This window comes from Pseudomonas sp. Root401 (genome assembly GCF_001425105.1).
In the GTDB taxonomy this organism is placed as follows: domain Bacteria; phylum Pseudomonadota; class Gammaproteobacteria; order Pseudomonadales; family Pseudomonadaceae; genus Aquipseudomonas; species Aquipseudomonas brassicacearum.
The window spans coordinates 34376-48964 of sequence record NZ_LMDO01000022.1; the positions used below are offsets into that span (position 1 = coordinate 34376).

8 protein-coding genes are annotated in these 14589 nt (G+C 63.9%); 2 read left to right on the forward strand and 6 right to left on the reverse strand.

Features of this window, described 5'->3' with window-relative positions; all coding sequences use genetic code 11:
* Nucleotides 1–22: 22 nt before the first annotated feature.
* Both ASC85_RS16785 and ASC85_RS16790 read right to left on the reverse strand, forming a co-directional pair.
* Entirely contained in the window at nt 23–7261 is a 7239-nt protein-coding gene (locus ASC85_RS16785; protein WP_057450549.1) for an Ig-like domain-containing protein, read from the reverse strand.
* A 52-nt stretch (nt 7262–7313) separates the two neighbouring features.
* Nucleotides 7314–8159, reverse strand: coding sequence for a sulfotransferase family protein (locus ASC85_RS16790; protein ID WP_057450550.1), 846 nt, complete (start codon nt 8157–8159; stop codon nt 7314–7316).
* A 306-nt stretch (nt 8160–8465) separates the two neighbouring features.
* Between ASC85_RS16790 and ASC85_RS16795 the strand changes: the two genes are divergently transcribed.
* Both ASC85_RS16795 and ASC85_RS16800 read left to right on the forward strand, forming a co-directional pair.
* Nucleotides 8466–9053: a phage tail protein gene (locus ASC85_RS16795; protein WP_057450551.1), complete on the forward strand. Its 588-nt coding sequence runs from the start codon at nt 8466–8468 to the stop codon at nt 9051–9053.
* 46 nt (nt 9054–9099) lie between these two features.
* The gene (locus ASC85_RS16800; RefSeq protein ID WP_057450552.1) at nt 9100–9411 is read left to right on the forward strand and encodes a DUF6916 family protein; all 312 of its coding nucleotides are present in this window, start codon (nt 9100–9102) and stop codon (nt 9409–9411) included.
* 107 nt (nt 9412–9518) lie between these two features.
* On the opposite strand, the gene ASC85_RS16805 is transcribed toward ASC85_RS16800, so the two are convergent.
* The 4 genes from ASC85_RS16805 to ASC85_RS16820 are packed head-to-tail and all read right to left on the reverse strand — an operon-like array spanning nt 9519 to nt 14243.
* Nucleotides 9519–10043 carry a GNAT family N-acetyltransferase gene (locus ASC85_RS16805; RefSeq protein ID WP_057450553.1) on the reverse strand — a complete coding sequence of 175 codons (525 nt, stop codon included), beginning with the start codon at nt 10041–10043 and terminating at the stop codon, nt 9519–9521.
* A 9-nt stretch (nt 10044–10052) separates the two neighbouring features.
* Nucleotides 10053–12149 (reverse strand): biotin/lipoyl-binding protein, encoded by a 2097-nt coding sequence (locus ASC85_RS16810; RefSeq protein WP_057450554.1) that lies wholly within the window; start codon nt 12147–12149, stop codon nt 10053–10055.
* Between the two features lies 1 nt (nt 12150).
* Nucleotides 12151–13470, reverse strand: coding sequence for an efflux RND transporter periplasmic adaptor subunit (locus ASC85_RS16815; protein ID WP_057450555.1), 1320 nt, complete (start codon nt 13468–13470; stop codon nt 12151–12153).
* Nucleotides 13467–14243, reverse strand: a complete 777-nt coding sequence (locus ASC85_RS16820) for an efflux RND transporter periplasmic adaptor subunit (protein ID WP_046065226.1) — start codon at nt 14241–14243, stop codon at nt 13467–13469. The genes ASC85_RS16815 and ASC85_RS16820 overlap by 4 nt, the downstream gene beginning before the upstream one ends.
* Nucleotides 14244–14589: the final 346 nt, after the last annotated feature.

Consider the following 14589-nt stretch of genomic DNA (forward strand, 5'->3'; position numbering starts at 1 on the left):
CTGCCCCAATATTTTTTAGAATTCAGGCCTGCACTTGGCTGATGCCGACCTGTCGTAACGCGGTTGCCAGGCTGTCGACCTGACGTTGTTCAGTGTCCTTGAGCTGTTGCAGTTGTTGACCCAGGGTTGGCGCCCCGAACATCCCGCGCACCCCTTGGGACACATCGCCGCCCTGCATCGACTGGCTGCCGAAGGCCTCCATCGATTCGCCCTCGGAAGCGGAGTCCTGACTGAACAGGGTCGAAAGCGTGCTGCTGCCGAATACCCCGCCATCGCCCCCACCAAAGCCCAGGAACCCCTGACCACTGCCATCGCCCGCGGCGTCAGTGCTGAAAACCTGGGCGATATAACTCGGCGCCAGGGCGCCATGGTTGATGAAAATATCCCCAATCGGCCGCAGGCCACCGCCCACGTCCCGTTGCTCGAACAGCGGCGGGAAGCCCAGCGGCGAACCGAGGTTGCCGGTCGGCGGGGTAAAGACGATCGGTTGCAGCGGCACCTCGGACGGCGGGATAACCGTGACCGGGTCGGCGGTCAGGAACTCCGGTGGCGGCTTCACATCGTTGGGCACCACAGTGTCGATCGCATAGTTGTTGGACACCGCCACGCTGCCCCCGGCGTTGCCCGTCAGGTCGTTGACGTTGCTGGTGTCCAGGGCAATGAAATTGCTCGGGTCGGTGAGGTTCACCGTCGGTGTGAACGTCGCGGTCCAGGTTCTGCCACCGTCGCTGGTGGTCAGGTTGCTCAGTTCACCGTTGGTGACGCTGAGGTCCGACAGGTCGAAATCCGTCACCGCTTCGCTGAAGGTAAAAGTCACCTGGGTCGTCTCGCCCACTGTCAGGTTCGGGTCGGCGACCACGATGGTTGCCGTCGGCCGGGTGGCGTCGAGTGCGTAGTTGGCGGAAATCGCGATGCCCACGCCGGCGTTGCCGGCCAGGTCCTGCACATTGCTGGCGTCGAGCAAGATCAGGTTGGTGGCATCGGTGACGCCCGCAGTCGGCGTCAGGGTCGCGGTCCAGGTCAGGCCACCGTCACTGCTGGCGAGGTTGGACAACACGCCATTGGCGACACTGAGATCCGACAAGTCGAAACCGGACACCGCCTCGGTGAAACTGATGGTCACGGTGGTGCTCTGGCCGATGCCCAGGGTGGTGTCGCCCACGGTGATGGTGGCGCCAGGGCGAACCGTGTCGATTGCGTAGTTGTTGGAGTCCACCACACCGACACCGCTGTTGCCCGAGGCGTTGACCACGCCGCTGGTGTCCAGGCTGATCAGGTTGCTGGTGTCAGTGATGCTGGCGCTCGGCGTGAACGTGGCCGTCCAGGTGACGCCGCCGTCGGTGGACGACACATTGCTGAGGGTGCCGTTGCTGATGGTCAGGTCGCTGTTGTCGAAACCGCTCACCGCTTCCGAGAACGTAATGGTGACCTGCGAGGTTTCTCCTACGCGCAGCGCACTGTCGGCCACCACGATCGTGGCCGTCGGCACCTGCGTCTCGACGGCATAATTGGCCGAATCGGTAGTGCCGGTCCCGGTGTTGCCGGCCGCGTCACTCACGCCGGTATTGTCCAGGGTGATCAGGTTGCTGGTGTCGGTCACACCCTGGGTCGGCGTGAAGGTTGCGGTCCAGGTCAGGCCGCCATCGCTGCTGCTGACAGCGCTCAGGGTGCCGTTGGCAACGCTCAGGTCAGCGTTGCTGAAGCCGGTCACCGCCTCGCTGAAGGTGATGGTCACCTGCGCGGTTTCACCCGGTTTCAACACCGAATCGCTCAGCACGATGGTGGCGGTCGGACGCTGGCTGTCGACGCTGTAGTTATTCGAATCGGTGGTGCCGCTGCCCGCGTTGCCCGCCAGGTCGGCGACGCCGCTGTTGGCAAGGGTGATGACGTTACTGGTGTCGGTGATGCCAGCGGTTGGCGTGAAGGTCGCGGTCCAGGTGATGCCGCCGTCACTGCTGCTCAACCCGCTGAGCGTACCGTTGGCGACGCTCAGGTCGGCGTCGGTGAAGCCGGTCACGGCCTCGTTGAAGGTGATGGTCACCAGCGAGGTCTCGCCAGCGGCAATGGCCGTGTCGGCGACGACGATGGTCGCCGTTGGGCGCACGGTGTCGATGGCGTAGTTGTTCGAATCGGTGGTGCCGACGCCAGCGTTGCCTGAGACGTTGACGACACCGGTATTGTCCAGGGTAATCAGGTTGCTGGTATCGGAAATGCTCGCGCTCGGTGTGAACGTGGCCGTCCAGGTAACGCCACCGTCGGAGGACGACACGTTGCTCAGCGTGCCGTTGCTGATGGTCAGGTCGCTGTTGTCGAAACCGCTCACCGCTTCGTTGAAGGTAATGGTCACCTGGCTGGTTTCACCGATGCTCAGGGACGTATCGGCCACCACGATGGTCGCCGTCGGCACCTGCGTGTCGATCGCGTAGTTGGTCGAGTTGGTCGTGCCGGTTCCGGTGTTGCCCGCCGCGTCACTCACGCCGGTATTGTCCAGGATGATCAGGTTGGATGTATCCCGCACACCGAGGGTCGGCGTGAAGGTCGCAGTCCAGGTCAGGCCGCCATCGCTGCTGCTGACGGCGCTGAGGGTGCCGTTGGCAACGCTCAGGTCAGCGTTGGTGAAACCGGTCACCGCCTCGCTGAAGGTGATGGTCACCAGCGAGGTTTCGCCGACACTGAGGTTGGAATCGGCCAGCACGATCGTTGCGGTCGGACGTTCGGTGTCCAGCGCGTAGTTGTTGGAGTCGGTGCCGCCGACATTGAGGTTGCCCGCCAGGTCAACGATGCTGCCGCTGTTGAGCGAGATGACATTGCTGGTGTCCGTGACGCCACTGGTCGGCGTGAAGGTCGCAGTCCAGGTGATGCCGCCATCGCTGCTGCTCAGCCCGGAGATCACGCCGTTGGCGACCGTCAGGTCAGCACTGGTGAATGCCGTCACCGCCTCGTTGAAGGTGATGGTCACCAGCGAGGTCTCGCCAGCGGCAATGGCGGTGTCGGCTACGACGATGGTCGCGGTTGGGCGCACCGTATCGACAGCGTAGTTGTTGGAGTCGGTGGTGCCCACGCCGGCGTTGCCCGCAGCGTTGATCAAGCCGGTATTGTCCAGGGTGATCACGTTGCTGGTGTCGGAAATGCTCGCGCTCGGCGTGAACGTGGCCGTCCAGGTGACGCCGCCGTCGGTACTGCTCATGGTGCTGAGCGTACCGTTGCTGACGGTCAAGTCCGCGTTGTCGAACCCGCTGACCGCCGAGTTGAACGTCACGGTGACCACCGAGGTTTCGCCGATGCTCAACGTGGTATCGGCAATCACGATGGTCGCCGTCGGCACGTTGGTGTCGACCTGATAGTTGTTGGAGTTGGTGGTGCCGGTACCGGTGTTGCCCGCCGCATCGCTGACCCCGGTGTTGTTCAGGACAATGAGGTTGGAGGTGTCGCTGACCCCGAGGGCCGGGGTGAAGGTGGCGGTCCAGGTGATGCCGCCATCACTGCTGCTGACGGCACTCAGCGTGCCGTTGGCCACGCTCAGGTCCGAATTGTCGAAACCGGTGACCGCTTCGGAGAAGGTGATGGTGACCAGCGACGTTTCGCCAACGCTCAGCGCCGTATCGGCGACCACGATGGTGGCAGTCGGGCGCAGGGTGTCGACGACATAGTTGTTGGAGTCGGTGGTACCGCTGCCAACGTTGCCCGCACCGTCCACCACGCCCGTGTTATTGAGGGTGATCAGGTTGGTGGCATCGCTGACACCCGCGCTCGGCGTGAAGGTCGCGGTGTAGGTGATGTTGTCGCTGGTGCTCAGGCCGCTCAGGCTGCCGTTGGTGACGCTCAGGTCCGCCAGGGTGAAACCCGTCACGGGCTCGCTGAAGGTGATCGTCACCACCGATGTTTCGCCAACCGCGATGGCCGTGTCGGCGACCACGATGGTGGCGGTCGGACGTGCGGTGTCGATGGCGTAGTTATTGGAATCGGTGGTGCCGCTGCCAGCGTTGCCCGCCGCGTCCGCCACGCCGGTGTTATCCAGGGTGATGAGGTTGCTGGTGTCGCTGGTGCTGGCGCTTGGCGTGAGCGTCCCGGTCCAGGTAATGCCACCGTCGCCGCTGCTCAGGCCGGTGATCGTACCGTTGGCGACCGTCAGGTCGGCGGTGGTAAAGCCTGTCACCGCTTCGTTGAAGGTGATGGTCACCAGCGAGGTTTCGCCGACGCTCAAGGCGTTGTCGGCCACGACGATAGTCGCGGTCGGACGCTGGGTGTCGACCGCGTAGTTGTTGGAACTGGTGGTGCCGCTGCCGGTGTTGCCCGCCGCGTCCGCCACACCGGTATTGGCCAGGATGATCAGGTTGGTAGCGTCGGTGACGCTGGCGCTCGGGGTGAGCGTCGCGGTCCAGGTGATGCCGCCGTCGCTGCTGCTCAGGCCGCTCAGGCTGCCGTTGGCCACCGTCAGGTCGGCCAGGGTGAAACCGGTCACCGCCTCGCTGAAGGTAATCGTCACCAGCGAGGTTTCGCCGATGTTCAGCGCAGTATCGGCCACCACGATGGTGGCGGTCGGGCGCGCGGTGTCGATCGCGTAGTTGTTGGAGTCGGTGGTCCCGCTGCCGGCGTTCCCGGACAGGTCGGCAATGCCAGTGTTATCCAGGGTGATCAGGTTGCTGGTGTCGCTGACGCTGGCACTTGGTGTGAGCGTCCCGGTCCAGGTGATACCACCGTCGCTGCTGCTCAGGCCGGTGACCGTGCCATTGGCGACCGTCAGGTCGGCGGTGGTGAAACCACTCACGGCCTCGGTGAAGGTGATGGTCACCACGGAGGTTTCACCGACGCGCAGCGCGGTGTCAGACACCACGATGGTGGCGGTCGGGCGTTGCGTGTCGATAGCGTAATTGTTGGAGTTGGTCGTCCCCACGCCGGCGTTGCCATTGAGGTCCGCCACGCCAGTGTTATTCAGGACAATGAGATTGGAGGTATCGGTGATCGCCGCATCCGGCGTCAGCGTGGCCGTCCAGGTGATGCCACCGTCGCTGCTGCTCAGGCCGCTGAGCGTACCGTTGGCCACCGTCATGTCGGCCGCGGTAAAGCCGGAAACGGCCTCGGAGAAGGTGATGGTGACCGTGGAGGTCTCGCCAATCCTCAGGGCCGTGTCGCTCACCACGATGGACGCCGTGGGCGCCACGGTGTCGTTGACGATGTAATTGTTCGAGTCGGTGGTGCCCACACCGGCATTGCCGGCCAGGTCGGCGACGCCGGTATTGTTCAGGGTGATGATGTTGGTGGTGTCGGCGATGTCACTGGCCGCAGTCAACGTCCCGGTCCAGGTGATGCCACCATCGCCACTGGTCAAGGTGCCGACGCTGCCGTTCTGCACCGTCAGGTCCGCCGCGGTGAGACCCGTCACGGCCTCGGAGAAGGTGATGGTCACCGTCGACGTACCACCGGAGTTCAGGTTGGTATTGGCCACCACGACGGTCGCGGTGGGCGGCGTTTCGTCCGGCACATAGTTGGTGTTAATGGTGCCGCCATCGCCGTAGACGTTGGCCACCGACGCCGGCGAAACGCCTGCGGTGCCCGCACTCGTCCCACCCACGCCGCTGCCGCCGACGTTACCGGCCAGGGCGGCGAAGTTGGCAGCGGTGATCAGGATCGAACCTTTGTTCCAGATGGCACCGACACCGACACCGCCCGCACCACCTGCCTGGAGATAGCTACCGCCAGCCCCGCCGCCGCCACCGCCACCGCCGGCGCCGACGTTGTTGGAAATGGTCGAGTTGCCGATGATCCGCAGGGTCGCGCCGGTATCGTTGTAGATCCCCCCCACCGCGCCGCCGCCAGCGCCGCCGATGTCGTTATAACCATCGCCACCGCCGCCACCGCCGATGGACAAGCCTCCGCTGCTGGCCGTGCCACCGGCCGAACCGGTGCTGTAGCCCGGATAAGCCGCACCACCCGCGCCACCGGTGGTGGAACCGCCGCGCCCGCCAATGTTGAAGAAGCCACCGCCCGCGCCGCCCTGTCCGGCCGTGCCGTTGGAGCCCGTGGAGTTGAGCGTGTCGCCGCCCTTGCCACCGGTACCGCCAGTGATCGCGCCACCGCCGCCACCGGCGCCGCCGGCGTACTGCGGCGTCACACCGCCGCCACCACCACCGCCCGAAGCGGCGTTCGCGGTGACCGTGACGTTGCGCAGGGTCAAGGTGCCGGCGTTGTAGATGCCGCCGCCCTGGGACACCAGCGCATCGTCGCCGCCGTTACCACCGTTGCCTGCCACCATGCCCCGGGTAATCACCAGGCCATCAAGGGTGGCCGTGGTGCCGGACGTCACTTGCATGATCTGGGTGCGGTACTGACCGTCGAGGGTCACGTCGGCGACGTTGTCGTTGTTGAGGTCGCCATCGATGGTGATGTTGTTGTCGACCACCAGCACCTGGGTCAGCGCGACGGTCATGCTGGTATTGAACGTGACGATGTCGCCGTTCTGCGCCGAGTCCAGGGCAGCGCGCAAAGAACCGATACCCGAATTGAGGTTGTTGGTGGCCGTCCAGGTGGCCAGGCCCCATTGGTACTCGCTCATGGCGTTGCTCGACAGCACGTTGGCGCTTTCGATGTTGCCGGTGGCGATTTCCAGGTCCCAGTCGCCGCCCAGGCCAGTGCGGTCGTCGGAGGCGGCCACGTCTCGGCCGGTGAGCTGCGCCAGCGAGTTGACCAGGCTCAGGCCACGGTCGCCCTCAGCGGTGTAGCAACCGTAGATCAGGATGTCGCCGCCAGCGTTCATGTCCTGGCCGATCTGTGCCAGCACTTCGCTGCGGGCCTGGACGTTATCCGCCGACAGGTAGCTGTTGCCCAGCCACAAATCACCGGCGTTACCGTGGGCGATGATCTGCACTGAGCTAACGCCCTGGTGGGTGTCCAGGTAATCGGCGATCTGTTGCAAACCGTCTTTGGTGGCATCCAGTTGCACCACATCGGTACCAGGAGCCACACCTTGTAGAAGGCTGCTGGCATCCTTGACCCGGGAGTCGACGAACACCACAGACTTGCCTGGGACGGCAGCCTCGGTGGCGTCAGCCTGACCCTGAGGCGCATGGTTGTCGGAAGACTGGTCGGCCGTCGGCGCCTTCGCGGCATCAGCGGTCGGCTGCGCGTCCGATTGCGCGGCGTCGGCCACGGTTGCCGCCACCGCGCCGTCGAATAGCATTCGCGGCTCCAGGGACATGATCATTGGCGATGCCAGGGCCTGTGCGCCCTCGGTTACCCGCGATTTGCCTTTGCTCCACCACATGACGATCACCTGGACTCGAACTTCTTGAACACGTAAATGAAAAAAACCGCAATCAGCTGATCGCGGCGTCGGTTTTCATACGAATGACATTGGCGGCGCTTGCGGACCCATCGCGCCAGAACGACAACTCGGCATACTTTTCAAACAGATCCGGCGGCAGCAAGGTCCGCCGGGCTTGCGGCGCGACCTTGGGCTTGACCTTGTGCAGGCCGGCAACACCCAGGGCCTGGTCGAAGGCCGGCGCGTCGTAGGTCAAGTGATTGAAATCGTGTTCGAACCAGGGTTCGCCAATGAATTCGTACACCAGGCGCATCACCCGCTCCGGGGCCTGGCTCAACAAATCGTAATCAACGATCAGCAGCGACTCGGCGTTCTCACCGTAGTAGGCCTCTTTGAGCGCGGTCCAGGCGAACCCCACCAGGCGGTTGCGCTGGGCCAGGGTTTCGCAGCGGCTGTAGACGGTGTTGCGCTCGTCATCGTCGTTGAACAGCTTGGTGTTTTCGAACGGATTGGCGCGGTAGAGCCGCTCCAGGCTGTCGAGCACCCAGGCGACGTTGCGCACACAGGCGATGGTCTTGGCTTGGGGAAACAGGTCCTGCAGGGCAGGCAAGCGGGCACACCACTGGCGGTTTGTATCGAAGATGACAGGCTTGTCGGATTTGTCGGCGTAGTAGGAGTCGAAGAGACCGCGCAGAAGGCGGCGGCGCAGGTCGGTGTCGATGACCGAGCCGAACTCGCTGCCCGCGCTGCATTGCTGCAGGACGCTGCTGAACAGCGTGCCGACGGGACTGGTCATGCCGGCGTGAAAGCGCGGATTCTGCAACAAAATGGCAGAAAGCAGGGTCGAGCCCGAGCGCGGTAAACCGGAGATAAAGTGAAACTGCGGCAATCCCTTCACCTGTTTGTAGTCCTTTTGTATCGCCAAGCGTAGCCGAGGAAACAATCGCCGACTAGTAGTACTTTGACATCAAATACACCTTGAGCCGTAAAAAAGATGGACGGTGCAGGCCCATGGCCTACGTGAATCGATTAAGCGAACTCGAAGTATTTTCATGCCCTTTTCACCCAGCAGAATTAAACAACCGCGTCTACGCTCAGCCGTGCGTGACCAGGCCAGGGGTTAAGGAGTAGGACTGATCGCACTTCTCCTCCCCCAGACCCTGCCGGCGTCGCCATACCAACAATCTGAAGGGATGAGGAATCTATGGAAGTATTTATGGGCACTATCCAGTCATTCGCCTTTAACTTCGCGCCCAATGGCTGGGCGCTGTGCAACGGGCAGACACTCGGCATCTCCCAATACCAGGCGTTGTTCTCCCTGCTCGGCACATACTACGGAGGCAACGGCACCACCAACTTCATGCTGCCCAACTTGCAAGGCCGCCTGCCCTTGGGGCAAGGCAACGGCCTGGGCCTGACTCCGCGGGTCATCGGCGAAGTCTCCGGCACCGAAAACGTCACCGCCACGATCAACAATCTGCCCAACCACACCCACACCCTCGCAGGCGTCAGCGCCTCGACCACCCTGCAACTGGCCAACCCGGCCAGCAACCCGGTGAATACCCCAACGGCCACCAACTCGTTCATTGGCACCTCGGGGACCGGGCCGGGCGCGGCAGCGATCTATTCTGACCAGATAGGCGCCTCGCCAGTGCCACTGCAAGGGGTGACCACGACCGTCAATGGCACGATTTCCCCCGCAGGTAATGGCTTGCCCATGACGGTCATGAACCCGTTCCTGGCGATCAACTTCAGCGTTGCGCTGAATGGCCTCTTCCCGTCCCGTAACTGATGAATCGCCGGAGGGCTGCGGTCCTCCGGCCTTTTGGAGTGTCGACATGCTGCAACAGGTTCATAGCCGCCATTTCCAACCGCTGCTGGGCCAGACCGGCAACCTGACCCTGCCCGACGGCAGTTGCCTGCAGGTGCGCTTCGAAACCCTCGAAGAGACACCTCGGGCAAAGCTGCCGAACACCGAGCGCATGCCCTTCAGTGTGGAATTCAACAGCCTGGAAAATACGGCGTTCGTGGACGGCCTCTGCGAGCTGGAAGTGCCGGAGCTGGGCAAGATCGAGGGGGTGTTCGTGTCACGGATGCCGCCCATGGGGCGGGATCCGGCGCTGGGGTATTTCTACATCGCGTTTAACTGATCACACAAAACCCGAGTTCAAAACAGACCTATTGTCGGAGCGCGCTGTGTGGGAGCAAAGCTTGCTCGCGATCCAGGCGCTGCGGTCCTCAAGAGACCGCGGCGTTTTCATCGCGGGCAAGCCTTGCTCCCACACAGCCCGCTCCCACATTTCGGATACCAGACCAACCGCTCCGCCGCCGGGTTGCGCTCTTGCACTTCGAAGCCCAGCGCCAGGTAGTGCCGGCGGGCGTGGGGATTGCTGGTCCAGACCACGGTCGCCACCGGGCAACGGATCTGTTGCGCGGCTTTCTGCACCCCTTGCAACACCGTCCGGCCATACCCCTGCCCACGTGCCTGGGGGATGAAGGCCAAGTACAGGACGCGAATTTCATTGGGGCCGAAATCCGTGCTCAAGGCGCCGATGGCGGTGCCGAGTTTTTCCACGACGTAATGCATGGCATTGGGGAAGTTCTCGCCCAGCCCTTGCTCCTGCACCTGGAACTGCTGGGCAAGTACCTGTTGCACTTGCTCGTGCTCACCGTCGATCCACTGCAGGTCCGGTCGCGCCGCCTGGTACAGGCTCTGCAAGAACGGCCCATCGCTGACCCGCGATGGACGCACCACCAACCCTTCTGCCGCCACTGAATCCATGCTCGCCCCTTAGAACCCGCTTTCCCTGACACCCAACGCCGCCAACCGACGCCAGGCCGCTCCCAACACCGACTCGCCCTTGCCCTGCAACACCGCCACCCCACGCAGCGGTTGCACCGGGGCCGACGCCTCGTCGACCGCACTCAGGCGCACGCCGTATTGCGCCTGCACCGGCTCGGCCCGTTGCTGCGAGTCGCGGCGCACCGCAATCGGCCCATGATGGTCGGAGGTCAATGCTTGCTGTTCGACCCAGGCCACGCCGTTGGTGTCGATTTCATTCAATTGCACGGCAATCGAGGTGTGCATTGGATCATCCGCAATGAACCGCCCCGTGGCACCCGGCTCGACCCGCCAAAGCTCGGCTTCGGTCAAGTACCCGCGCAGCCGCGAATCGGTCTGCACCACCCGCGCCAGCGCCTGCGTGGGCGACAACCAGCGCCCGACCGACAGTTGCGGCAACAAGTCGCGCACTTGGCCGGCATGGGGCGCGCGCAGCAACAGGCGTTCACGCTGGGCGACCAGGCCCCGGTATTCGGCCACCGCTTCGGCCAGTTGCTGTTCGATGATGCCGGCATCGGCGGCAGTTTCGCTGCGCCCGGCCTGACGACGCATCTGCAACTGCTGGATCTCGATTTCCCGGCGCACGATGGTCAGGCGCGACGCCATGTCCGGCGACTCCAGCTCGATCAACACATCACCCTGGGCCACGGTCTGGCCGTCACGCACATTCACCTGCTTGACCCGCGCCGCCACTGGCGCGTGCAAGGCACTGGCACGTCCGGCCTCAAGCATGGCCGGCACTTCCACCGCGCTGCGCCAGGGCAGCAACAGCACCAATAGCACCGCCAGCACGACCAGGCCGCTCAGAAGCACCCGAACACCATGGGCCTGCTCACGGCGACTCCACCATTGCCGCCATTCATTCACGATGGGCATAAAAATGAACCACACCAATTCCACCATCATCAGAAAAATGCCCAGCACCTTGAAGAACAGGTGATAGACCGCCAGGGCAATCCCGAAAAACAACAACGCTCGCCACAACCAGGAGCCATAGCCCCACACCAGCAAACGGCGCCGCATCTTCGGCGACCAGGGTTCCGGCGCCGCCGCGCCATAACCGAACAAGGCTTCGCGCAGGCGCCAGCGGCACAGGGCGAATGCACGGCCCTGAAGGTTATCCACCGCCCAGAAATCACTGAGCAGGAAATACCCGTCGAAGCGCATGAAGGGGTTCAGGTTGATGATCAACGTGGTGATCCAGGTGGCGCTGGCCAGCATGAACGCCGCGGTGCGCGCCGGCCCGTCGGGCAGCAGCGACCAGGCCAGCAACGCGATGCATGCCAGCACCAGCTCGGCCAGGACCCCGCCGGCACCGATCAGCAACCGCGCGCGGCGATCATTGATCCGCCAGGCGTCACTGACGTCGGTGTAGAACATCGGCAACAGCACCATGAACGCCACGCCCATGCTTTGCACACGACAGCCCGCGCGCTTGGCCATGAAGGCATGGCCGAATTCGTGGCACAGCTTGGCGAAGAGCAACGCCGTCCCGAACGCCAGCGCACCGCCCAGGCTGAACAGGTGCGGAAACGTCGCGATGAATCGCTGCCAGTCCCGCGACACCAGGAAGATGCCGACGCCCAGGGTCAGCGGCAGGCCATAGCGCAGGATCCCGGGGCCAAAGCGCGCCAACCAGGGCCAGGCACGATTGAGAAAAGCGTCCGGGCGCCACAGCGGAATGCGAAAAAACAGGTATTGATGCAGCAGGATCTGCCACAGGCTCTGGCGTTGCGCGGCGGTCTTGAAGAGATAGCTGTCGCGCTGTTGCGGGTCCATCGCGCTGATCAGATCATGACCGCGCAAGAAACCCAGCAACTGCTCCAGGGATTCACCATTGAGCGGCAGGCCCGGCTCGCGGTTCGCGGCTTGCAGCACCTGCTCCGGATCACCCAGGGACCAGTGGCGCAACATGCGCATCGCCGCCGCGCCAAGCTTGAAATAGCGCCCGCGTACCGGATCGGCCAAGGTCCACTGCGGCGAACCGTCCGGGTCCGGCGCCGCCGGGGACAGTTGCAGGTCCGGCCGCAGGCTCGGCAGGTCCATGCTACAGGCCTACGCTCTGGCGCAGGCCGGCCAGTGGTCGACGCAGCAGGTACAACGCCAGCGGCGCGCGGTCGCCGAAGACCTTCGCCGTACCTCGCAGGCCGATACGCGGCGCTTGAGCATCGAAACGCGCATCCAGCCGATACGCCAGTTGCCCGGCGGCGGTCGGCTGCGCTTCATAGGCCGAGCGTTCGAGCCAGGCCAGGTGTCGCTGCAGCGGGTCGCTGTCGAGAAACAACGCCACTTGCGCACCGGGCTCCAGGGCAATCGCGTCGCCCACCGCCAATTCAATACGCAACTCGGCCTGGTTCGGATCGGCGATCTCCATCAGCCGCTCACCGGTCTGCACGGGCTTGCCGAGCCAGCGCTCGGCGTCGGCGAACACCGCAATGCCGTCACGCTCGGCGCGGACTTCGCTACGCTTGAGCAGTTCAAGCGCGTAGTTGCGCTCGGCGCGTTTCTGTTCGACGCGAGCGGCCAGCAGATCGATCTTCGAACTCGATTCCGCGTCGGCAAACGAGCGCTGGGAATTGGCCTTGAGTTCTGCCTCGGCCACGCCCAACGCACGTTCGGCCACATCGGCCTGGGCCTTGAGACTGGTGCTTTCGAAACGCAGCAGCAGGTCACCGTTCTTGACGACCTGGTTGGGCTTGACCAGGAATTCGGCGATCACGCCATCCAACGGCGCCGCCACCACCTGCCCGCCCAGCGGCACCACTTCGGCCGGGGCCAACACGGACTGGCGCACAGGGATCAGCAAGCCCAGCAGCAACACCGCCACCAGGGCCACCTGGCGCTTGCGCGTCCAGCGCAGGCGCCACGGCTTGCGCGGTTGCAACGCCAGCCACGCATGGCTGTAGGTGTCGCCCAGTTGCGACAGCAGCACTTGTTCAGGCGGGGTCCAAGGCAGGTCGCGGGCCAGCCACAAACCGCCGAACACCTGGCCCTGATGATCGATCAACGGCAGCCAGAACACTTGTCCGGCCGACAAGCTTCGCCAGTCTGCCCGAATGGATTCGCTTACCCCATCGGCGGCAATCACCCGGGCCTGCTTCAGCACCCCCTGCTTGAACAACTGCGCCACGGCCTGCTCGACGAACGCCACGAACGGCGCATTCGGCTCCACGGTGCTGACGCCGGTCACCGCCTGGACCTTGCCGGCGATCAACAACGCGGCGTGGCGAAAGCCGAACAAGGCCTGGCCGTCATTGACCAGGCTGTAGCTCAATTGCGCCGGCGTTCGTGCGGCCCGGGTCTGGCGTTCAAGGTCGAGGAAGCGGGCAAACACCTGCTCGGCGCTGCCCGATATCGGCGCGTTCACTTGGGCTCCGCGAAACGCGCCGTGCCGCTCATGCCCGACAGCAGGCCGCTGGCATCCGGCACGTTCGCCACCAGCAGCAAGGTCTGGCTGCCCTCGTCAATGCGCGCGCCCAAGCGCTTGACCGTCGCTTGCAACGGCTTGCCGGTTTCATCGGGAACAAAGGTAAAGGGCTGACCGGGCTTGAGCCTGTCCATCCAGCGTGAAGGCACCAGCAGGTGAATCTCCAGGGTGCGGTTGTCGACCACATCCAGCAACGGCGCGCCGGCCGCAACGCTTTCATAGCGCTGGACCTTGCGCGCCACCACTTGCCCGTCGAAGGGTGCGATCACGCTGCAGCGCTTGACCTGGACCTGATACACCTGGGACTGCGCCTGGGCCTCGCTGAGCCGGGCCTCGGCCCGTGACACCTCGAAACGCCCGACGGATTTCAATGCTGCCAATTGCCGGTTATGGGCCAGTTCTTCACCGGCACCACGGCTGGCCGCCTGGGCCGCATTGAGCTGGGCCTGATAGGCCGAGCAATCAAAACGCGCCAGGGTGTCGCCCTTCTTGAACGACTCGCCCTCGCTGAACGGCAACTCGACAATCCGCCCGGCCAACTCACTGGCCAGCACCGCCTGATCCCGCGCCCGAAGCACCCCTCGCGCCTCGTTGCCAGACGCACTGGCCGAAACGTTGCTCTCAAGCAACGGATCGTCGGAAGCCGGCGTTTGCGCCTGGACCCCACAGGTTACAAAGGCCAATCCCACAACCCAACTGCATAAACGTCGCATGACCGCTACTCCCTGACGGATGGGCGGAGTCTACGACAGCGGTGGGGGGCGTCAAGGGAGTAGCGGTGTGAGGTGAGAAATATGGTGGTCATACACACCCTGTGGCGAGGGAATTTATCCCCGCTGGGCTGCGCAGCAGACCTAAATGGTGAAGACCAACAGCCTGACAAACCGAGATGACTGTTTTCAGGGCCGCTTCGCGCCCCAACGGGGATAAATCCCCTCGCCACAGGTTGAGTTACATCAGCACTGATTAGCGTTGACCTCACACTTTCTTCCACTTAGGATGCCTCCACTCAACCCCGTACGCAGAGATTAAGTTCTCTGGCTGTTGGGGTGAAAACAC

Coding starts and splice junctions, on each gene's coding strand:
- ASC85_RS16810 (WP_057450554.1), bottom strand. CDS start 12,149: ATGGACCTGCCGAGCCTGCGGCCGGACCTGCAACTGTCCCCGGCGGCG.
- ASC85_RS16805 (WP_057450553.1), bottom strand. CDS start 10,043: ATGGATTCAGTGGCGGCAGAAGGGTTGGTGGTGCGTCCATCGCGGGTC.
- ASC85_RS16795 (WP_057450551.1), top strand. CDS start 8,466: ATGGAAGTATTTATGGGCACTATCCAGTCATTCGCCTTTAACTTCGCG.
- ASC85_RS16785 (WP_057450549.1), bottom strand. CDS start 7,261: ATGTGGTGGAGCAAAGGCAAATCGCGGGTAACCGAGGGCGCACAGGCC.
- ASC85_RS16800 (WP_057450552.1), top strand. CDS start 9,100: ATGCTGCAACAGGTTCATAGCCGCCATTTCCAACCGCTGCTGGGCCAG.
- ASC85_RS16820 (WP_046065226.1), bottom strand. CDS start 14,243: ATGCGACGTTTATGCAGTTGGGTTGTGGGATTGGCCTTTGTAACCTGT.